Origin of the sequence: Bacteroides sp. AF32-8BH (assembly GCF_003435205.1) — a bacterium.
GTDB lineage: Bacteria > Bacteroidota > Bacteroidia > Bacteroidales > Bacteroidaceae > Bacteroides > Bacteroides ovatus.
Genome location: NZ_QVLZ01000063.1, coordinates 1 through 21,464 on the forward strand (window position 1 = coordinate 1; position 21,464 = coordinate 21,464).

Annotated in this window: 18 protein-coding genes and 1 pseudogene; 6 read left to right on the plus strand and 13 right to left on the minus strand. The window is 42.3% G+C overall.

What is annotated here, in order from left to right; genetic code table 11:
• Positions 1-138: 138 nt before the first annotated feature.
• From DWZ47_RS27805 to DWZ47_RS27825, 5 genes are all read right to left on the minus strand, one after another.
• Positions 139-3,288: an efflux RND transporter permease subunit gene (locus tag DWZ47_RS27805; RefSeq protein WP_117515427.1), complete on the minus strand. Its 3,150-nt coding sequence runs from the start codon at positions 3,286-3,288 to the stop codon at positions 139-141.
• A gap of 140 nt (positions 3,289-3,428) precedes the next feature.
• Complete coding sequence (locus tag DWZ47_RS27810) at positions 3,429-4,562, minus strand: efflux RND transporter periplasmic adaptor subunit (protein ID WP_182281639.1); 1,134 nt, start codon at positions 4,560-4,562, stop codon at positions 3,429-3,431.
• 33 nt (positions 4,563-4,595) lie between these two features.
• Entirely contained in the window at positions 4,596-5,993 is a 1,398-nt protein-coding gene (locus DWZ47_RS27815) for an efflux transporter outer membrane subunit (RefSeq protein ID WP_117515428.1), read from the minus strand.
• Positions 5,994-6,154: 161 nt separating this feature from the next.
• On the minus strand, positions 6,155-6,985 hold the full coding sequence (locus DWZ47_RS27820; RefSeq protein WP_004295942.1) for a zinc ribbon domain-containing protein: 831 nt from the start codon (positions 6,983-6,985) through the stop codon (positions 6,155-6,157).
• A gap of 5 nt (positions 6,986-6,990) precedes the next feature.
• The gene (locus DWZ47_RS27825; RefSeq protein ID WP_117515431.1) at positions 6,991-8,085 is read right to left on the minus strand and encodes a Nif3-like dinuclear metal center hexameric protein; all 1,095 of its coding nucleotides are present in this window, start codon (positions 8,083-8,085) and stop codon (positions 6,991-6,993) included.
• 278 nt (positions 8,086-8,363) lie between these two features.
• Between DWZ47_RS27825 and DWZ47_RS27830 the strand changes: the two genes are divergently transcribed.
• Complete coding sequence (locus DWZ47_RS27830) at positions 8,364-8,867, plus strand: RNA polymerase sigma factor (RefSeq protein ID WP_117515433.1); 504 nt, start codon at positions 8,364-8,366, stop codon at positions 8,865-8,867.
• A 182-nt stretch (positions 8,868-9,049) separates the two neighbouring features.
• Positions 9,050-9,463, plus strand: coding sequence for a DUF4891 domain-containing protein (locus DWZ47_RS27835; RefSeq protein WP_117515435.1), 414 nt, complete (start codon positions 9,050-9,052; stop codon positions 9,461-9,463).
• Between the two features lie 19 nt (positions 9,464-9,482).
• Here DWZ47_RS27835 and DWZ47_RS27840 read toward each other — a convergent pair whose 3' ends face one another.
• From DWZ47_RS27840 to DWZ47_RS27855, 4 genes and pseudogenes are all read right to left on the minus strand, one after another.
• The gene (locus DWZ47_RS27840) at positions 9,483-9,779 is read right to left on the minus strand and encodes a hypothetical protein (protein ID WP_117515437.1); all 297 of its coding nucleotides are present in this window, start codon (positions 9,777-9,779) and stop codon (positions 9,483-9,485) included.
• Positions 9,776-10,570: an ABC transporter permease gene (locus DWZ47_RS27845; protein ID WP_004295936.1), complete on the minus strand. Its 795-nt coding sequence runs from the start codon at positions 10,568-10,570 to the stop codon at positions 9,776-9,778. The genes DWZ47_RS27840 and DWZ47_RS27845 overlap by 4 nt, the downstream gene beginning before the upstream one ends.
• Before the next feature lie 47 nt (positions 10,571-10,617).
• Positions 10,618-11,238 carry an ATP-binding cassette domain-containing protein gene (locus DWZ47_RS27850; protein WP_117515439.1) on the minus strand — a complete coding sequence of 207 codons (621 nt, stop codon included), beginning with the start codon at positions 11,236-11,238 and terminating at the stop codon, positions 10,618-10,620.
• 41 nt (positions 11,239-11,279) lie between these two features.
• Positions 11,280-11,384 (minus strand): annotated as a pseudogene (locus tag DWZ47_RS27855) (AAA family ATPase); the annotation flags it as partial.
• A gap of 179 nt (positions 11,385-11,563) precedes the next feature.
• Here DWZ47_RS27855 and DWZ47_RS27860 point away from each other — a divergent pair.
• The 3 genes from DWZ47_RS27860 to DWZ47_RS27870 all read left to right on the plus strand — a co-directional run bounded on the left by DWZ47_RS27860 (position 11,564) and on the right by DWZ47_RS27870 (position 14,263).
• Positions 11,564-12,106 carry a ferredoxin domain-containing protein gene (locus DWZ47_RS27860; RefSeq protein ID WP_117515441.1) on the plus strand — a complete coding sequence of 181 codons (543 nt, stop codon included), beginning with the start codon at positions 11,564-11,566 and terminating at the stop codon, positions 12,104-12,106.
• An 83-nt stretch (positions 12,107-12,189) separates the two neighbouring features.
• Positions 12,190-13,311: an agmatine deiminase family protein gene (locus DWZ47_RS27865; RefSeq protein ID WP_117515443.1), complete on the plus strand. Its 1,122-nt coding sequence runs from the start codon at positions 12,190-12,192 to the stop codon at positions 13,309-13,311.
• A 67-nt stretch (positions 13,312-13,378) separates the two neighbouring features.
• Positions 13,379-14,263: a carbon-nitrogen hydrolase gene (locus tag DWZ47_RS27870; protein ID WP_008647565.1), complete on the plus strand. Its 885-nt coding sequence runs from the start codon at positions 13,379-13,381 to the stop codon at positions 14,261-14,263.
• Between the two features lie 121 nt (positions 14,264-14,384).
• On the opposite strand, the gene DWZ47_RS27875 is transcribed toward DWZ47_RS27870, so the two are convergent.
• The 3 genes from DWZ47_RS27875 to DWZ47_RS27885 all read right to left on the minus strand — a co-directional run bounded on the left by DWZ47_RS27875 (position 14,385) and on the right by DWZ47_RS27885 (position 17,668).
• A complete protein-coding gene (locus DWZ47_RS27875) occupies positions 14,385-14,774 on the minus strand; it encodes a GtrA family protein (protein ID WP_004295929.1) in 390 nt (129 codons plus the stop codon).
• Complete coding sequence (gene aspS / locus DWZ47_RS27880; protein ID WP_117515445.1) at positions 14,771-16,534, minus strand: aspartate--tRNA ligase; 1,764 nt, start codon at positions 16,532-16,534, stop codon at positions 14,771-14,773. Before aspS ends, DWZ47_RS27875 begins: the two co-directional genes overlap by 4 nt.
• A gap of 108 nt (positions 16,535-16,642) precedes the next feature.
• Positions 16,643-17,668, minus strand: a complete 1,026-nt coding sequence (locus DWZ47_RS27885) for a diacylglycerol/lipid kinase family protein (protein ID WP_004295927.1) — start codon at positions 17,666-17,668, stop codon at positions 16,643-16,645.
• A 220-nt stretch (positions 17,669-17,888) separates the two neighbouring features.
• Here DWZ47_RS27885 and spt point away from each other — a divergent pair, with 220 nt between their 5' ends.
• Positions 17,889-19,073, plus strand: coding sequence for a serine palmitoyltransferase (gene spt / locus DWZ47_RS27890; protein WP_004325909.1), 1,185 nt, complete (start codon positions 17,889-17,891; stop codon positions 19,071-19,073).
• 81 nt (positions 19,074-19,154) lie between these two features.
• Here the strand turns inward: spt and DWZ47_RS27895 are convergent.
• On the minus strand, positions 19,155-21,464 hold a 2,310-nt coding region (locus DWZ47_RS27895), incomplete at its 5' end, for an ABC transporter permease (RefSeq protein ID WP_117515455.1).

Genomic DNA, 21,464 nt, shown 5'->3' on the forward strand with positions numbered 1-21,464 from the left:
CTGGGCTTTGCGCATAAAAAAGGCTGTGTCAGCGTTTTGACACAACCTCTATTTGCTTACTATGGTGACACCATCCCAAACAGATGGCGTCACTATACCAACTCCCCTTTCAGGTAGTCTTCAAACAGCCTTTTACTTCTATACGGCAACATCTTTCTCACTATCCTCATTTCCTTTCTTTTTGCTGAATCGCTCTTGCAATTTCTGCATGAATTCGTAGAAATTAGGAATATAAATGGTAGCCAATAAAGTGTTCATGGCCATACCAAATACCACAGCGGCACCCAATGCTATACGACTTTGTGCACCTGCACCGGTGGCGAATAACAAGGGCATCACTCCTAATACAAAAGCAAAAGAAGTCATCAGGATCGGACGCAAGCGGACATGCCCCGCTTCAAAGGCAGCTTCCCTAATTGAATTACCCTCGGCACGGAAATCACGGGCAAATTCCACAATCAAAATTCCGTTCTTTGCAGAAAGCGCAACCAACAGGATTATGCCGATTTGCGTATAAATACTGACTGGAGTTCCCATAATCAGACAGCCAATCATGGCACCTAATAAGGCTACCGGCAATCCGATGACGGCTGCTACCGGGCTGGTCCAACTTTCATACTGTGCAGCAAGTACCAGAAAAGCAACAATTAACGCCATAATCAGAACAATGGTAGTCGTATTCCCAGCCTGGGTTTCCTGATAGGCAACGGAAGTCCATTCATACCCAAACTCATCTCCCAGCTGTTCCTTAAACAATGCTTCCACTTCTTGAATAGCCTGCCCGGTACTACTTCCCGGAGCAACATTACAAGTCAGAGAAGCAGTCGAGTACATATTATAGCGGTTAATCTGGTCTTGGCCTAACTGTTCCTCCACTTTGGTGAAAGAAGAAAAAGGCACCATCTCTCCTGCCGAATTCGGCACGCTTAGCTTCAAGACATCATCAATTACCCGCTGTGCTTGATCGCGTGCCTCAATCTTCACCTGGTAAATACGGCCGAATTCAACAAAATCATTCACATAAGCCGCTCCCATATAATAGCCCAATGTAGAGAAAACATCGTTCAAGGCAATTCCCATGAACTGGACTTTGTCACGGTCGATATTCAAGAAATATTGAGAAACATTTGCCTGATACTGACTGGATACAGATGCTAAAGCCGGTTTCGAGTGATAAGAAGCAAGCAAGGCATTGATGGCCTGCTGCATTTCCGTCGGCCCCAGATTACGCCGGTCTTCCAACTGAAGCTGTAAACCACCGGATGCACCCAACCCCGGAATAGCCGGAGGAACCATGGCGAACACTTCCGCAGCCTGAATAGTCATATACGCTTCACCATTAAAACGGTTAACTATGGCGGCAGCCGTATGCTCCTTCCCTTTCCTCTCATTCCAGTTTTTCAGCACCACAAAATAAGTTGCGGAGTTGCTCTGTTCACCACCACCCATGATAGAAAAGCCGGAAATACCAATATAATTCTTTACTTCCGGATAAGAATCCAGAATACCGTTTATCTTTTCTCCCACTGCTTGCGTACGCTCAAGGCTGGCGGCAGGCGGAAGTTGAACAACAGCAATAAAATATCCGTCATCCTCGTCCGGGATAAAAGTTGAAGGCCAATGCATAAAGAGCAATAGAGCAATAACAGTTAAAGCGCCATAAGAAGCGAGAGCCATTCCCGGACGTTGAAGCAACCATTTGACAATTTTGTCATATACCCCTTGCGTCTTGTCATAAGCCTTATTGAAACCTTTATATATAAAGAAGTTAGAAGGTTTACTCTTTTCAAGAAACAGTGCGCAAAGCGCAGGAGTCAATGTCAACGAATTGAAACCGCTCAATACGGTAGAAGCGGCAATAGTCAGCGCAAACTGCTTATACAGCTGACCTGAAATTCCACTAATCATCATTGTTGGAATAAACACGGCAAGCAATACGAGAACCACCCCGACAATCGGGCCCGTGATCTCTCCCATCGCTTTTGTCACGGCTTCACGAGGTGAGTACTGCCCAGTTTCCAATAATCTCGAAGCGTTCTCCACCACCACTATCGCATCATCCACCACAATAGCAACTGCTAAAATCAGTCCGAACAATGTTAATGTGTTGATAGAGAAACCAAATGCCGCCATTACGGCAAATGTACCGATCAACGATACCGGGATAGTAATACAAGGAATAATCACTGCCCGCCAATTCTGCAGGAACAAGAAAATAACGAGTATCACCAGCAAAGTTGTTTCAAAGAAAGTAACCATCACTTCATCAATGGAAGCATGGATAACATCAGTCGTATCCAAAGTGACATTATAGGCCACTCCTGACGGGAAACTTTCTGCAAGTTCTTCCATCTTAGCTTTCACTCCTTTTGAAACATCCAGCGAATTGGAACCCGGTTGCTGGTAAATAGCAATAGCAGCCGTAGGTTTTCCATTCAATCGCGACACTACACTGTATGAAGCAGACCCCAAATCAATGCGTGCAATATCTTTCAGACGAAGCATCGCCCCGTCCTGCTCACGGCGGATAATAATATTCCCGAACTGTTCCGGAGATTTCAATCGTCCCTGAACATTCAACGTATACTGAAAAGCATTATTATTATCCTGTCCGATAGGCTGACCGATATATCCGGCAGATACTTCCACATTCTGCGACTGGATGGATTGATAGACTTGCTGCGGTGAAATATTCCGTATACGCATAGCCTCCGGATCGAGCCAGATGCGCATCGAATAATCCCCTGCTCCCATCACATTCACAGCACCCACTCCGGGCACACGTGTCAACTGGTCCACTAAATTCAATTTGGCATAATTAGTCAGATACAGGCTGTTGTACACAGAGTCCTGCGAAGTCATTGTCAAAAACATCACAATGTTTGAAGATTGTTTCTGCACAGTGACCCCTTGCACCACCACCGGTTCCGGCAGCGATGATTGTGCGATACTTACCCTGTTTTGTACCTGCACAGTTGCCATATCGATGTCCGTACCAACAGCGAATGTAATAGTCAGAGAATATGCTCCCGAAGATGAAGAATTGGAAGACATATAAAGCATGCCGTCTACACCATTCACCTGCTGTTCGATAGGAATACCCACTGTTTGAGCAACAGTTTCAGCATTTGCCCCGGGATAAACCGCAGAGACCTGCACCGTTGGCGGTGTGATCTCCGGAAATTGCGCCACAGGCAATATATTGAGTGTGACCAGACCGGCTACTACAATAAGCAGGGCAAGGACAGTAGCAAATATCGGTCGGTTGATAAAAAACTTAGAAAACATAATGTATAGGTTTAAAAGCAGTCTCTCCACAACCTTCTCCCAAGGAGAGGGAGCAGAAAGTTACTTTTGTTAATTAATCGGTTTTAAGTACATCACCTTTATTGATTTCGTTTGTTAATCAATCAGTTATCCAAAAGACCTTATTTCCCTCTTTTGGGAAGGGAATCAGGAAGCGGCTTTACTTTCATTCCGTCTCTGACTTTCATCAAAGCCTCTGTGACATACTGTTCCTGCGGGGAAAGTCCACCCAATACCTGCCGTAAAGTGCCGTCGACCAACTGCCCTATTTCAATATGCCGGTAATGAACTATATTTGAATCATTTACAACATATAAGTATTTGCCTAACTGGTCAGTTCCGATAGAACCCTCTTTCACCAACACGGCATTTTTAGCTTCTCCATAAGGTAAAGTTATGCTTACATATAATCCGCTCTTCAATATCCCTTTCGGATTATCAAAATTGGCACGAACCATCAGTGTTCCTGTATTCACATCTACATTTGGTGAAAGATAATCGAGCGTAGCCGGATAACTTTCAGTTCCCCCCTTTCCCAGTTGAACCATTATTTTTTTAGGAAGATCAGTCGGTAACTGCTGGGTATCCATCGTCATTGCCAACCATTGATTATCAGCAACATTAAAGTAAGCATACATCTGATTATCCTTATAAATAGTAGCCAATGTGACTGGTTGCAACGAACCGCCTACATAACTTCCTATATCTACAGTCGCCTTACTGATGGTGCCGTCAAACGGTGCACGGACATAACAATATCCCAAGTTTGTACGGGCGGTGCTCAAAGCAGCTTCCGCGTTGCTGACAGCAGCAATACCCTCTTTCACAGAAGATTCAGCCTGAAGTACCTGTATCTGACTGACCGCATCACTCTTTACAGCCTCTTTCATACGGCTATAATTATTACGAGCATATTCCAATTGCGCCTGGGCAGTTTTCAGTTCTGCTTCTGCTTGCTCCACCTGATCTTTATATAAGGTTGGTTCGATGACAAACAACAGTTGCCCCTGTTTCACCCGTCCACCTGCGACATAAAAGGTAGACTGCAAGGTTCCGTTCACCCTGGCTACAAGATTCACCGTCTTTTCTGTTGTCAGATAACCCGGATAATCTTTCGTCAAAGTAATATTCTCCACTATGGGTTTGGTCACACTAATTTCCGGAGTTGGCACACCTCCCATTGCTCCTGTACTTTTCTTCTCCTTGCAACCCGTCAATATAGGCAGTGCAAGAAAGATATACATCAGTTTTTTCATATCTGTTAGGTTATATATTTTATAGATTGATTTTTATTCTCTCCAACCACCCCCTAAAGCCTTGTAGAGGGCTATCAGTTGCAAAAGCGAACTTCCTTGTGCCTGTACCAGCTGATTCTCATAAGATAACAGAGAACGTTGTGCATCAAGTACGTTTTGGAAAGGCGAAAGTCCCTGTTTATAAAGTTCCAGTGAAAGTTTCAATGTCTCAATTCCTTGATTGCGTACTTCCCGCAGGGCTACAATCTGTTTGATTGAATTCCGGTAGGAATTCATAGCATTGTCCGTTTCCTGTACGGCAGTTAAAACCGTTTGATTAAACTGGTTGATCGCTTCATCTAGTTGCGCTTTTGCCAGCCGGGTTGCATTCACCAGCTGTCCTCCATTGAAAATAGTCCAGTTCAATGACGGAGCAATTTCATAAGTCATACTTTTACTTTTGGTGAGATCCTTCAGGTCACGGGCGGCATATCCAAATGAACCTTTCAAGAAAACTTTCGGCAACCAATCCGCTTTCGAAGCTCCGAGCAATGCTGCCTGCGCATTTACGCTCAATTCCGCACTTCGTACATCAGGCCGTCGCAGTAATAAATCGACAGGCATTCCCACTCCGATAGGTTCCATATAATCGGGCAATGTGCCACTGGATTCAAGAACAGGACGAATGTCCTGGGGATACATTCCCAATAAGACAGCCAATGTTGTGATATACTGATTGATACCCGCTTCCAACTGGGGAATGGAGGCTTTTGTGCTATATAATACAGACTTGGCCTGTGCCACATCGAGTTTAGCAACCAGCCCAGTATTATAGCGTACTTCCGTGATTTTCAGGACTTCTTCCTGCGAAGCACTGTTTTTCTTCACCACTTCAAGCTCTTGTTGCAACTCCCTTAGATTGATATAAGCCGAGGCTACTTCTGCAGCTAATGAGACCATGACTCCTGTGTATTCTTCCTTGCTGGCGGCAAAATTCTCTTTCTGCGCTTTTACCCGTTTCCGGATACTGCCAAAAATATCAAGCTCCCAGCTCATGTTTAGCGAAGCATCATAATAATGATCGGTTGTTTGGGGCAGTGAACTTGTATTTCCACTGGTTTCCTGACGGGTCCATCCTGCATTCAATCCGATGGAAGGAAAAAAGTTACTGCGTTCTATCCAAAGATTGGCACGAGCGGCAGCTATACGGTTGATTGCCATGGCAACGGAGTAATTACGATCTACTGCCAGAGCTATCAAAGAGTCCAGTTTGGTGTCTTGGAATGACTTCCACCAATGGTCATCCACTGGAAGTATCTGTTGAAATACTTCCCCGCTCTCTTCCCAATCTTGAGGAAGCGGAGCTTTCAAATAACGGTTTGCGGTCTGTCCAACCGCGGTCACAGTTGAAAGAAACATAAGGAGCGATGTGCCCCACACTCGTATATTCATATCAGTTCAGGTTTTTATGAAATGAAAAGATAACAACTAAAGGGTAAGTTTGTTTATCGATTCTTTTTTATACGAGCACTTGTTAAAACAAAAAAAGCCCTGCATTGCTGCAGGGCTTATTATATATCAAAAAAGTAACTTTACTTACTTCACTGCTCTTCTTATTCAGCAGTTTTTCTTCTGATAGCTCTTTTGGTAGTAGCTACCGGAGCTTCTTCCACCTTGTGTTCGATTTGTACGCCAGCCAATTCCGGGTCAATCATAATACGTCCGCAATATTCACAAACGATTACTTTCTTACGAGAACGGATATCCAGTTGTCTCTGGGGCGGAATCTTGTTAAAGCAACCACCACAAGCGTCACGCTGTACGTATACAATACCCAATCCGTTGCGAGAGTTCTTACGGATACGTTTGAAAGACTGCAATAGACGTGGTTCAATCTTAGTTTCCAAATCTTTAGCTTTGTCTCTCAATTTCTCTTCTTCCTGTTTGGTTTCAGAGATAATTTCGTCCAGTTCGCTCTTCTTCTGCTCAAGGTCTTTCAGTCTTTCGTTAAGAATCTGATCGTTCTTCGTTACTTCAGCCTCTTTTTCTTCTTTATCAGCAGAATATTCCTTAATTCTCTTTTCGCAAAGTTCGATTTCCAATGTCTGGAATTCGATTTCTTTCGTCAAGAAATCATATTCACGGTTATTGCGAACATTGTCTTGTTGTGACTTATATTTTTCTACTGAAGCCTTTGCTGTTTCAATTTCTACTCTCTTGCCGGCAATAGCAGATTTCAGCTCATCCACTTCAGCTTTGATTTTGTCGATACGGGTACTCAAACCAGCAATTTCATCTTCAAGGTCTTGCACTTCCAACGGAAGTTCACCTCTCAATGTCTTGATTTCATCAATCTTAGACAACATCGTTTGCAGTTGGAACAGTGTCTTCAGTTTCTGTTCTACCGTCAACTCATTCGGATCTTTTTTTGCTTCTCTAGCCATTTTACTTATAAATATTTTATGGGATTCGTATTTATTTTACTCAATTGGAGTGCAAAATTAGGAAATAAATCCCGGATTATGGAATAAAAAATTTCTTTTGTATATTGTTCGCTTTCGTAATGACCAATCTCTGCCATCAGAATATCACCCTCGTGGCCGAAATAATCATGATATTTGATTTCTCCCGTAATAAAGACATCCGCACCCGTCCGAATTGCCTGTGGAAGCAGAAAAGCTCCGGCACCACCACACAAGGCGACCTTCTGTATTTCTCTCCCTGTCAGTTTGTTATGACGTACACAACCCACTTCGAAGATTTTCTTGATGCGTTTCAGAAACTCGAGTTCCGTTTCCGATTCATCCAATTCACCTACAATTCCCGAACCTGCCTGCGACCAGTCATTCTGCAACGGATACAAGTCGAATGCCGGTTCCTCATAAGGATGTACAGACAATAACGCTTTTACAACTTCCGCTTTCTTATATATAGGAAGAATGGTTTCAATCCTTACTTCATTTTCATGATGCAGTTCACCGATTGTTCCACAGAAAGGATGCGTCCCCTCTTTTGCTCGGAAGGTTCCCTCTCCTTTCAGACTGTAACTGCATGAATCATAGTTACCTATATTTCCGCATCCGGCTGCAAACAATACTTCGCGCACACTATCGGCTTGTGCATCCGGCACGAAAGTCACCAGCTTAATCAAACTGTTCTCTTTCGGTTCAAGCACTTTCAGATTCTTCAACCCTATTTTCTCTGCTATCTTATAATTGACTCCACCTTGTGCATTATCAAGATTAGTATGTGCTGAATAGATCACAATATCATTCTTTATTGCTTTCAGTATGCAGCGTTCCACGTAATCTTTGCCCGTGATAGATTTATAGCCTTTGAAAATGAGCGGATGGTGTGATATAACGAGATTGTACCCCAGCGCGATAGCTTCATCCAACACAGCTTCGGTAACGTCAAGACACAACAAAGCCCCTGTTGCTTCCGCTTCTGTCAATCCGATTTGCAGGCCGGCATTATCAAATCCGTCTTGCAATGGCAGAGGCGCGAATCGTTCAAGGGCGCTTACTATTTCCTTAATTTTCATTATTGGTAGAAAATTTGGTTGCAAAGATAATAAATAAAATAGGAATTAACATACTAAGTGATCGTTTTTTAGAGAATTTATTGTTATCCATTTTTTGAGATCCCCGTAAAAGATATAAAATACCACCCAGAAACTATCAAAAAGGACCTAAAAACTATCTGTTGATAGAAATTCCCCTAAATTACGTCTGATTCTCCCCTACCAAGGTCGACAAAATATCTTAAACTTGCATCATCAAAATTTTTACAACGAATACTCACATTTTAAAAACAACACATATGAAAAGTTTAAGCTTCAGAAAAGATTTGGTAGGAGTTCAGGAAGAATTACTACGTTTCGCATACAAACTGACAACAGACCGCGAAGAAGCAAACGATTTGCTGCAGGAAACCTCATTGAAAGCATTAGATAATGAAGATAAATATACACCCGATACAAATTTCAAAGGATGGATGTACACCATCATGCGCAATATCTTTATCAATAATTATCGTAAGGTAGTTCGCGACCAGACATTTGTCGACAAGACCGATAACCTTTATCATCTTAATTTACCGCAAGATGCAGGGTTTGAAAGTACTGAAAGGACATACGACCTGAAAGAGATGCACCGTTTAGTCAATGCTCTTCCGAAAGAATACAGGGTTCCGTTCGCCATGCACGTTTCCGGATTCAAATACCGTGAAATAGCAGAAAAACAGAATCTTCCGTTGGGTACCGTAAAAAGTCGGATCTTCTTTACCCGTCAGAAATTACAGGAAGAACTGAAAGACTTCCGCTAAACCATAACTATATCCATATAAATTTTAGATTAAACAGTTAATTTCATTTTTCAGTTCTGTTTTCATCGGATAAATTCGGATAAAAATCGGTTCCGGAATAAAAACTAATTATAAATTTTCGCCTAAAGCTTCCGTTATTTATTGAAATTCTGTACTTTTACTTCATCTAAATAATGAATACGATGAAAACAAATTTGACTTTACTGTTCCTGCTAGTTATGATGGTTTCTTGCCAGCCCAAGAAAAGTGATAGTATCGAAATGTCCGTAGCCGAGGCTGCAAAGATTGACAATATCGAAGATTGTGCGACAGATACGGTCAAAGCTACCGCTATCTTCTGGATTGATAAAGTAGAAACCAAACACTGCAAAGAGTACGGTTTTCGCACAATCAAAGCTAAGGTGCTCATTCGCGAAGACGGGAAGGTTGATTTGCTGTCATTCGTCAAGAAACAATCGCCTGATGTAGAGAAGTATATACGCCATCACCTCTCCAAATTTCAAGTAACGGAAAAGATGTTTGAAGGCGGTTATGTGCAACCCGGAGAACAATTCGTGCAGCTTCGCTGCTTATGGGGAATGTTGAAAGGCAAATAATAAACACGCTAATAACCGGTTAGCTTTTGCTTTTCATTTGCACCTTATTTATCATTTGTATCTTGTTTTTCAGTGCATACCGTTCGTCTACGACTCTGTCCGTAGGGAAGAAAGTGAAAATAAGCCGCCACTCTCCTTCCTTATAGATAAATTTACGTCCACTGGCTCCACGAAGAATTGCTTCGTATTTTTCCTGCAGGAAAGCCTCGATATGTTCCGGCATTTCTGTGCCGGATGCTGAAAACTCCACTGTTATAAAGAAGTGTGGAATAGCTATTTCAGCTACTTTATAGAATATCTGGTCAATAACAGTCATTTCCTAGGTTCTTTTGTTACCTCCAGCAGTTTTCCGTATGCATCAAAAGATCGACGCGAAGCCAATGAAATAGTAATCATTAGCGATAGCATAGATGCTGTGAAAGTAATCACCATAATCATCATCTGATACTTGATAGCGACATTCGGGCTGCTTCCTCCTAGAATTTGTCCGATCATCGTGCCCGGAAGAGCCACCAACCCCATCACGGCAATGTTCGCAATCAGGGGACTAAACGATTTAATGATGGCCTGCCGGATAAATGGAGCCTGTGCTTCCTGCCTTGTCGCTCCGTTTCCCAATAAATACCGATATAGTTGCTGTTCACGTTTCAATCCACTATAATAAGTATTCAAAGCTATTACATTGCTCGACAGCATATTACCCATCAGAATTCCGAATATTGGAATAAAGTATTGGGCGCTAAATATATTATCCAGTTGGAGAACAATACCGATAAAATAGATGCCTACCAATACAACACTACAAAGAAATCCTACCGTAATAGGGATTAATAAAACACTACGTTTCAACTGGGTACGTACCAATGCGGTCTGCCCGGCCACGAATACCATAATTATCACCCAAAGAAAATTAATCCAGGGATTGTTCCATAAAAAGAGATATTTCAGATACACGCCGATAAAGAACAGCTGGATAATCATCCGTAATGTACCAATCACGGCAGGTTTTAGCAATCCCGTTTTAAATTTCCAAAGGTAAAAAAACGGAATGGCAAGCAATAGCAGCCCTATAAAGAGATTATAATATGATATATCAATCGTTCCCACAATATATTCTTAACAATTCTATCCGATTTGCATTACAGTTCAATTAATTACAGTTCTATTAAATAATGACAACCCGAAGCAAAGTCCTTATCATGTGATACGGCTAACACAGCCGTTCCCCTTTCCGCCTGTCGCCGGAAAAAAGACAGGACTTTACCGGTCGATCCGGCATCCAAAGCAGAAGTCGGTTCATCTATGATAATGAGAGGTTTGTTGAGCATTGCAGCCACAGCCAACATAATACGTTGGCGTTGACCACCCGATACTTCATTCACCCTCTTTGTATATAATTCGTGTTCCAGCCCCAATTCATCGAAACAAGTGAAAAGTCTTTCTTCCGAAAAAGGAACAGAACGATTCACTTTCAGTCCGAACGGGAGAGCCACCATCTCTTTGACCCATTCAAAAGGTAGTGCCAATTCTTGAGGAATCCATGCAATCTGTCTGCGGACACTATCGATAGTCGATATATCAAGCAATGTTTCCCCTACCTGTATAGATCCTTCTTTCAAAGGCACAAACCCCATTACCGCATTCAGCAACGAAGTCTTTCCACAACCGGATTGACCGACAATGCAAGCCGTTTCTCCCCTTTCCAGCTTCATATTGAAACCGGAGAAAAGCACTTCTGCACCAAAAGCAATACAGGCATTATTAATATGTAACATCTATTTGTTCTCTTGAAAATCTTGCCAAAATTGTTCTGTCATCTTAAACATTCAAGTATCCAAGCAGTCTTATCTATATAGCAATAACCTCCTTTACGGATTTTCTCGAAGTTCTGTATGCCGATAGGATAAATTTTATTACTCATATACTCATAACTTTATAAGTTGACAGATACAAAGATAGCTTTTCCGCCCAATAACACAAAGTCCGATACGAAAGTTTTTTCATATCAGACTCAAATGATAGCCCCTATTTATTTCATCATCTAGTGTAATTTTGCCAATTTTCATTTATCTTTGCCTTACTAATTAATTCAAGAAAGTTATGATACTGAACGAAAGAGACGCTCGTCACGAGCATATACTGCAGGTAGCACGTCAGATGATGACGGCTGCGCGCACTGCTCCGAAAGGAAAAGGAATCGATATTATTGAAGTGGCCCTAATCACTGATGAAGAGATTAAACAATTATCAGACACTATGATAGCTATGGTAGAAGAACACGGAATGAAATTTTTCCTTCGTGATGCCGACAACATCTTAAGTGCCGAATGTGTTGTATTAATAGGAACACGCGAGCAGACACAAGGCTTGAACTGTGGCCATTGCGGCTTCGCCACCTGCGACGGACGTACCGAAGGAGTTCCCTGCGCACTGAACAGCATAGATGTAGGTATCGCAATAGGTTCCGCGTGCGCCACGGCAGCCGATTTACGCGTAGACACACGTGTGATGTTCTCCGCCGGACTGGCAGCACAACGCCTGAACTGGCTGAAAGACTGCAAGATGGTAATGGCAATCCCCGTTAGCGCATCCTCCAAGAATCCGTTCTTTGACCGGAAGCCGAAACAGGAAACCAATGCATAACAGTCACATCGATGCAGAAAACAAACTGACTTTAGATGCAGACAATAAACTGATTTTATAAATAACTAAATATATATAGTCTAATGGGAATCATGGTTGGACTCCCCAGCCCAAGCGGCTCGGAGAAAGATTTGCAGTTGAACTTCGGCAAAAACATGACCGTACAGGTAGAAATGAGAGCATCTCATTTGCCTGCCGAATGGCACATGCAGAGCGGTATACAGTTAACATGGCCACATGCCGGTACAGATTGGGCCTACATACTGGCGGAAGTGCAAGAGTGTTTTATCAATATTGCCAGAGAAATAGCGAAGCGTGAATTATTATTGATCGTCACTCCCGAACCGGAAGAAGTGAAAAAGCAGATAGCTGCTACTGTCAATATGAATAACGTCCGCTTTCTGGAATGTGCCACCAATGACACATGGGCCCGCGACCACGGAGCCATAACAATGATAGATACCGGCACCCCTTCCCTGCTCGACTTCACCTTCAACGGCTGGGGACTGAAATTTGCTTCCGAACTGGATAATCAAATTACTAAACATGCCGTAGAAGCCGGAGCCTTGAAAGGCCAGTATATAGACCACCTCGACTTCGTACTCGAAGGAGGTTCTATCGAAAGCGACGGAATGGGTACATTGCTTACCACTTCCAAATGTCTGCTCTCTCCCCAACGAAACGGACGACTGAACCAAGTAGAGATAGAAGAATACCTGAAATCAACCTTCCACCTGCAAAAGGTGCTTTGGTTAGATCACGGTTATCTGGCCGGTGATGATACCGACAGCCACATCGACACTTTGGCACGCTTCTGTTCTACCGACACCATCGCTTACGTGAAATGCGAAAACAAAGAAGACGAACATTACGAAGCACTGCTCGCAATGGAAGAACAGCTGAAAACATTCCGCACCTTAGCAGGAGAGCCCTATCGCCTATTGGCCTTACCCATGGCAGACAAGATAGAAGAAGACGGCGAACGCCTGCCTGCAACTTACGCCAATTTCCTGATTATGAACGACGTTATTCTCTACCCGACATACAATCAGCCGGTGAATGACAAAAAAGCAGGAGAAGTATTGCAGCAAGCCTTTCCAAACCATCAAATAATTGGAATAGACTGCCGTGCCCTGATTAAACAGCACGGTTCCCTACACTGTGTCACCATGCAATATCCGCTGGGTGTTATAAAGGAGTCATAAAAGAATTACAAAGGAGCTATAAAGGAATTATAAAATAATGAATGAATCAACCCACTAATTATTCATCATGAGAAAGATAAAAGTCGGAATCATCCAACAATCCAATACCGCAGATATAAAAGCCAATCTGATGAACCTCGCAAAGAGTATCGAGGCTTGTGCCGCTCACGGTGCACAACTGATTGTGCTCCAGGAGTTACACAATTCACTCTATTTCTGCCAGACAGAAAACACTAACCTGTTTGATCTTGCCGAACCAATTCCCGGGCCTTCCACAGGTTTTTATTCCGAGTTGGCAGCAGCTAATAAAGTAGTCCTTGTCACCTCTCTTTTTGAGAAACGTGCTCCCGGACTTTATCATAACACCGCTGTCGTATTCGACCGCGACGGAAGCATTGCAGGAAAATACCGGAAAATGCATATTCCCGATGATCCGGCTTACTACGAAAAGTTCTATTTCACTCCGGGAGACATTGGTTTTGAACCGATTCAAACATCTTTAGGAAAACTGGGCGTATTAGTATGCTGGGATCAATGGTATCCGGAAGCTGCCCGCCTGATGGCACTAAAAGGTGCGGAACTTTTAATTTATCCTACCGCCATTGGCTGGGAAAGCAGCGACACGGACGATGAAAAAGCCCGCCAACTCAATGCCTGGATTATTTCACAGCGCGCTCATGCCGTTGCCAATGGACTTCCTGTTATCTCCGTCAACCGTGTAGGACACGAACCCGATCCTTCCGGACAGACAAACGGTATCTTATTCTGGGGAAACAGTTTTGTAGCAGGACCACAAGGGGAATTTCTGGCACAAGCCGGAAACGATCACCCGGAGAACATAGTAGTGGAAATAGATATGGAACGTTCGGAAAACGTTCGCCGTTGGTGGCCTTTCCTTCGTGATCGTCGGATTGACGAATATGATGGGCTTACCAAACGATTCCTTGATTAAAGGCTTACCCACATACCTTCATCGTAGGAGGTTTATCTAATAAAGAAAAAAGAAGGGCACAAAGTTCAAATCTAAATTTAGAACTCTGTGCCCTTTCAATATATCATCATAAATAACTATCTCATTGAAACGTTATTTTTTTGTTGGCAAGGAAATTAGCCCCTCCATAAATAAACAATCCCAGGAATTGAGCCAGATATTCATTCACGTCCAATCCTTCTACCAATAAGACAAGAAATAAAAACTGTGCAGTGTAAGCCACGGCAAAAGCAGAGCAAAAGAGCAGTATCTGTTTCCAGATACTATTCTTTTTATTTTCTACGGGGAATATCCAATATTTGCACCAGATAAAGTTATGGATTTGAGCTATCAGATACGCTGTTATATTAGCCACCATATAGTCGCCGTCAAATGACATTTCTTTCATCATTAACCATACAACCAACGCCATAATCAAAGCGTTCATTGTACCGATGACTATAAAACGGAATATGCGTACAGATTCTTTCACTCGCCCTCTTTCAAATCTACGATCAAATTCAGTTCATCAAGCTGGCTCTGGTCGATTGCAGAGGGTGCGTCCAACATCACATCACGTCCGGAATTATTTTTCGGGAACGCAATACAGTCGCGTATAGAATCCAATCCTGCAAACAAAGACACCCAACGGTCGAGTCCGTATGCCAAACCACCGTGAGGAGGCGCACCATACTTAAAGGCATTCATCAGGAAGCCAAACTGTGCCTCTGCCTTCTCCGGAGTGAATCCAAGAATCTCGAACATCTTCGCCTGCAATTTCGCATCGTGGATACGGATAGATCCGCCGCCAACTTCCACACCGTTGATTACCATATCGTATGCATCTGCACGTACAGCTGCCGGATCAGTGTCCAACATCGGAATGTCTTCCTCTTTCGGATGAGTAAACGGATGATGCATAGCCATCAGACGGCCTTCCTCTTCGCTCCATTCGAACATCGGGAAGTCAATCACCCAAAGGCAAACAAACTTATTCTTATCACGCAATCCCAGTTGAGCACCCATTTCCAGACGAAGCTCGCAAAGTTGTTTACGTGTTTTCATTACATCGTCGCCAGACAGAATCAGAATCAAATCACCCGGTTTAGCTCCGAATGCTTCTTTCATTTGCTGGAGCACCTCCTGTGTATAGAATTTATCTACACTCGATTTCACCATTCCGTCGGCTTCCACACGGGCATAAACCATTCCTTTCGCACCAATCTGCGGTTTCTTTACAAATTCGGTCAATGCATCCAGTTGCTTACGGGTATAAGTCGCAGCACCTTCGGCGCAGATACCGCCCACATAAGCCGCATTATCGAATACAGAGAATCCGTGACCTTTCATGATATCCATCAGTTCCACGAATTTCATGCCGAAACGTAAATCCGGTTTATCGCTACCATAATATTTCATGGCGTCCGCCCAAGACATACGTTGGAATGGTTCATTCAGTTCCACACCACGAAGAGTCTTAAACAAATGTTTAGCCATTCCTTCGAAAGTAGAGATAATATCTTCTTGCTCAACGAAGCTCATTTCACAGTCGATCTGTGTAAATTCAGGTTGACGGTCGGCACGTAAGTCCTCGTCGCGGAAACATTTCGCAATCTGGAAATAACGGTCGAAGCCGGAAACCATCAGCAACTGTTTCAAGGTCTGCGGAGACTGCGGAAGTGCGTAGAACTGTCCCGGATTCATACGTGACGGCACCACGAAGTCGCGTGCGCCTTCAGGAGTAGAACCGATCAAAACGGGCGTTTCCACTTCGATGAAACCCAGACTATCCAGATATTTGCGAACTTCAATTGTCATTTTATGACGCAGTTCCAAATTGGAACGTACAGCGTTACGGCGTAAATCCAGATAACGGTATTTCATGCGGATATCATCACCCCCATCCGTGTTATCTTCGATAGTGAACGGAGGAGTCATGGCAGTATTTAGTACGTTCAGTTCGGAAACAATGATTTCAATGTCTCCGGTAGGAATGTTTGCATTCTTGCTGAAACGTTCATTAACCGTTCCTGTCACTTGAATGACGAACTCACGTCCCAATTTATTAGCACGTTCACAGAGTTCAGCATTAATTTCTTCATTAAAAACCAATTGGGTAATTCCGTAACGGTCGCGAAGGTCAATGAAAGTCATCCCTCCCATCTTACGGCTGCGCTGTACCCATCCGGACAGCGTGACTTGCTTGTTTACATCAGAGATTCTAAGTTCTCCACATGTGTGCGTTCTAAACATATATTTTTTATTTAAACGATTATCACTCGCGTTTTTATTTTGATCGAACCAAAACTGCGCAAAAGTACGCAATAATTTGTAATTCGGTGTCAGTAATCCGTTATTTTATCAGACTTTCTTTGTCAGCTTTTTCAATATTTTCTTGTTTCTATCTGTTATATTGTCAACGATGGCTTCATTCATCAATTTGATGCCATTCATATATTCCTGCGCTCTTTGGAGCACATTGGCTGCATCCTTTTCCGGTGCTCGTGGCACTACCACGCGCAATCCTCTTTGAATCAGCTGAATATTTACATTGGCATCCGTTTCCATGGGGTCACCATCAAAATGCACGACACCCGGAGTAGTCCGGCGGATGCACAACTGCTTGCAGCGGAAAGTCTTGATACGGCTATTCTGATCGATTGTTTTATTGAATAATTGAAAGGCCAATGAAGGAACGTCCAATACGGTGAACGGTTCGAGAATAGTCACATCCAGCAAACCATCTGTCAGAGTGGCTTGCGGTGCGATATAAGCATTGTTTCCATATTGCGACGCGTTTCCGCAGGCAATCAGGAAGGCTTTATACTTGGAAACTCCGTTTTCCGTTTCCAGTTCGTACGTTTCCGGCTCATATTTAAGACTTTCCTGCAGGGTTTTCTCCAGATAAGTCAATAGCCCCCGTTTACCGGCATGCGCAAACTTCAGACTGACAAACGCGTCGAATCCCACTCCGCAAGTGCAGAAAAAATCCGTACCGTTAATCTTACCATAATCTATCACATCCATGCAACCTTCGTTCAGCACTTCCAATGCTCTCTTCGGTTCCATCGGTATATGCAGATGCCTCGCCAGTCCATTGCCCGATCCGCAGGGAATAATTCCCAGCGCGGTATCAGTATGCACCAACGAACGAGCTATTTCATTGATTGTTCCATCCCCACCAATAGCCACTACTATATCTGTTTTCTCTTCGGCAGCTTTGGCAGCTATTTCTACTGCATGACCGGCTCTTTCCGTATACACTACTTCCCAAGAGTATCTCGCCTTGTCTATTTTTTCGTCCAGCAAGTTAAGAATCAATTCTTTACTTTGTGTTCCCGAAATAGGATTGACGACGAATTTTATTTTTTTCATTCTTTCGTTCATGCTATTCTTGTCGATTGTAGACGACAAAAGTAATATAAATATCTTAAATTTTAATCTATTAGAGGTTTCTAATCATACGAGAGCAACTTTTTTCTCTTAAAAAGAACAGATAAAAGCAAATTTTGTTATCTTTGCCCCCTGTTTTTAAACACTTGTTAAGATAAAAGGATGTAAGATCGTCAGCGAACGATCTGAGTATGAGTATAATAAATTATAATTCATGGGATTATTACAAGAGAAGTTAGCTAAGTACGACCTGCCACAAAAGTTTATGGCACAGGGCGTTTACCCATATTTCCGTGAGATAGAAGGAAAGCAGGGTACAGAGGTAGAAATGGGCGGACACGAAGTGTTGATGTTCGGTTCCAATGCATACACTGGCCTTACGGGAGATGAAAGAGTGATTGAAGCAGGTATCAAAGCCATGCATAAATATGGTTCCGGTTGCGCAGGCTCGCGCTTCTTGAATGGTACGCTTGACCTGCACGTTCAGTTGGAGAAAGAACTGGCTGCCTTTGTAGGCAAAGATGAAGCGCTCTGCTTCTCAACCGGTTTTACGGTGAATTCCGGAGTTATCCCTGCTTTGACAGACCGCAATGATTATATCATTTGCGATGACCGCGACCACGCATCTATCGTAGATGGCCGTCGCCTCTCCTTCTCTCAACAACTGAAATATAAGCATAACGATATGGCGGATCTGGAAAAGCAACTTCAAAAGTGCAATCCGGATTCAGTGAAGCTCATCATAGTAGACGGTGTGTTCTCTATGGAAGGCGACCTGGCAAACTTGCCCGAAATCGTACGCTTGAAACATAAATACAACGCTACTATCATGGTAGACGAAGCTCATGGCTTGGGTGTATTTGGAAAACAAGGACGTGGTGTTTGCGACCATTTCGGTCTGACTCACGAAGTTGACTTGATTATGGGTACTTTCAGCAAATCACTGGCTTCTATCGGTGGATTTATCGCTGCTGATTCTTCTATCATCAACTGGTTACGTCACAACGCACGTACCTATATCTTCAGTGCATCCAACACTCCTGCTGCTACTGCATCTGCTCTTGAAGCCCTCCACATCATCCAAAATGAACCGGAAAGGCTTGAAGCTTTGTGGGAGGCTACCAACTATGCATTGAAACGTTTCCGTGAAGCTGGCTTTGAAATCGGCGCAACAGAATCACCTATCATTCCTCTTTATGTACGTGACACGGAAAAAACTTTCATGGTTACTAAATTAGCTTTTGACGAAGGGGTATTTATCAATCCGGTTATTCCTCCGGCATGTGCACCGCAAGATACTTTGGTACGTGTGGCATTAATGGCTACTCATACAAAAGATCAAATAGACCGTGCTGTAGAAAAGCTAGTTAAAGCATTTAAAGCATTGGATCTTTTATAATCTACGAGAAATATATCACTCTTATCGGGTGAATAAAATAAAAGTCTGACACAAATCAATGTGCCGGACTTTTATTTTATCTTATTCACCCTTAAGTACTTCCGCCGGATTTTGCTGGGCGGCTTTCCATACACGCCAGATGATGCTTAGGAAAATGACAAATCCCATTCCTATGAATATGACTGCATAGAGCCACCATTCTATCGGTGTTTGCTTTATATAATTTTCTAGCCAATGTTTCATCATGACATATCCCAACGGAAAAGCAAAGAACGATGAAAACACAAGTAAAAGTAAATATTCTCTAAAGAATAGATTCAGGATTATTCCTATATTGGCTCCATTTACCTTGCGTATAGCTATTTCTTTACGCCGTTGCTGGCAGGATAAAGTCACCAATGAAAATATGCCGAATACGGCAATCGCTATACATATAAAAGAAACTATACTCAACAATTGACACAAAGTTCTCTCTGATTTCATATAAGTGTCATAAACCTCTTCCATATTAGACAACATCAATTCTGCATTTGGATTAACTTTATTCACTTCCGCTTTTATCTTTTCTGAAACAACGTTCCAAGTCCCTTCTTTCACTTTGAATATAATACCTCCTCTGCCTGTATTATCCGGCAAAAAAAACATAGCAGGGGCTACCGGGTGTATTGGGGCATTATATGAAATATTTTTAATAACCCCTTTCACTATATAATGCCTTCCTAATTTATCAATTTTCTTTCCAACCGGTTGTGTCCATCCGAAAGCTTTCACAGCAGCTTCATTTATAACAACCATATTTTTTCCATCCTTTTCATCCAGCATGCTTCCCTCCAGCACCTCAACTCCAAAGAAATCGGCATATTCTTGATTGATCGTCTCATCTTCTAGATCTATATATTGCTCACTATCAGTTGTCTTTCCTTCCCACTCCTTTATCCTGAATGTTGAAAAATACATTTTGGGAATAGGTGTCTGAAAGCCACTCAAATACTTTGTAACATCGGGCATCTGTTCTAATATTTCTTTAAAAGGAACATTTTCAGAGCAATAAACAACAGCTCCCACATTATGCCGTTCTATTCCAAGTTCTTTGGTATTCAACAAGAAGTTAAGTTGCTTCATCATCACCAAAGTACAAAAAACAAAGGCTATACCAATAAACAACTGAAATAAAATGCTACTCTTATAAAACCAACCGGAGAGATGAAGATTAGATTTTTTGTTTATATTACTAAGTAGAGTTCGCTTGCTAATGTATCGTATAAGCAGAGATGCAAAACCAACTGTCACGGCAATCAATGATAGTATATAAACAAATACTTCGATATAAAAAAATGAAACACCCTCATTGATTTGTGACAAACGTTTAAAAGTCAGCAGGATGAGTTCTATCAATACCAGCCCTATTCCTGAAGATAAAATTAGTAACAAGACAAGTTCTGTAAGAAGTAAAGTGAGTAACCCACCATTTGATGAACCATTGACTTTCCTCAACGCTAACTCACGTTTACGCATCCGGATACGAGTTATCAACATTGTTAAATAATTACATATTCCACAAATTATAACCAAACCGCTAATACATGCAAAAAGACGAATATGATTCAACTTCACATTCACATCTTCCCTCGGATGACTACTCCGCAATGTGGATAATGGAGCAATAAGCGTAGAATTTGGATATTTATGACCATCTTGTTGTACTTCATATTCTGACAACCTCTGTTTCAATGCTTCTATATCACAGTTGGGATAAATACGAAAAAGCGTTTGACATCGTTGGTTCCCCCAATTGGGGTTTGTATCATGAAATGGCAATAATATATCAAATGAAAACAAAGAGTGTCCTTCCCATGACTTTACAACTGCAACGATTATTTTTTCTTCGTTACTTTCCTCTAAAATCAAGTGTTTACCTATCGGAGATTCTTTCCCAAATATTCGCTTTGCCGTATTTTCTGTTATAGCAATTTCATCCTTTTTTAGCTGTAGATGGTTATCTCCATCCAATACTTTAATATTGAACATTGAAATGAAATTTGAATCTACCTCTATACGTCGTACCACAAACTCAACATCCTCATTCTTAATTTTTTTTTCATTCCAGTCATAAAATATACGACATACTTTCTCTATCTCCGGACAATTCTTTGCCAAATAATCAGCTAGAAAACTAGATGAATTATAGGTAAATCCGTCTCCATAAAGACGAAAGCTACTGCCTGCCAGATAAATGCGATCGGCTCCCTCATGAAAATTATCATACGTCATTTCATAACGTATCCATAATACCGACAGCGCAAAACAGGTAAAGCCGACTGCTAATCCAATAATACTAACAAGACTTTGTGTTTTATACTTTATCAGATTACGAAAGGCTACTTTCAGATA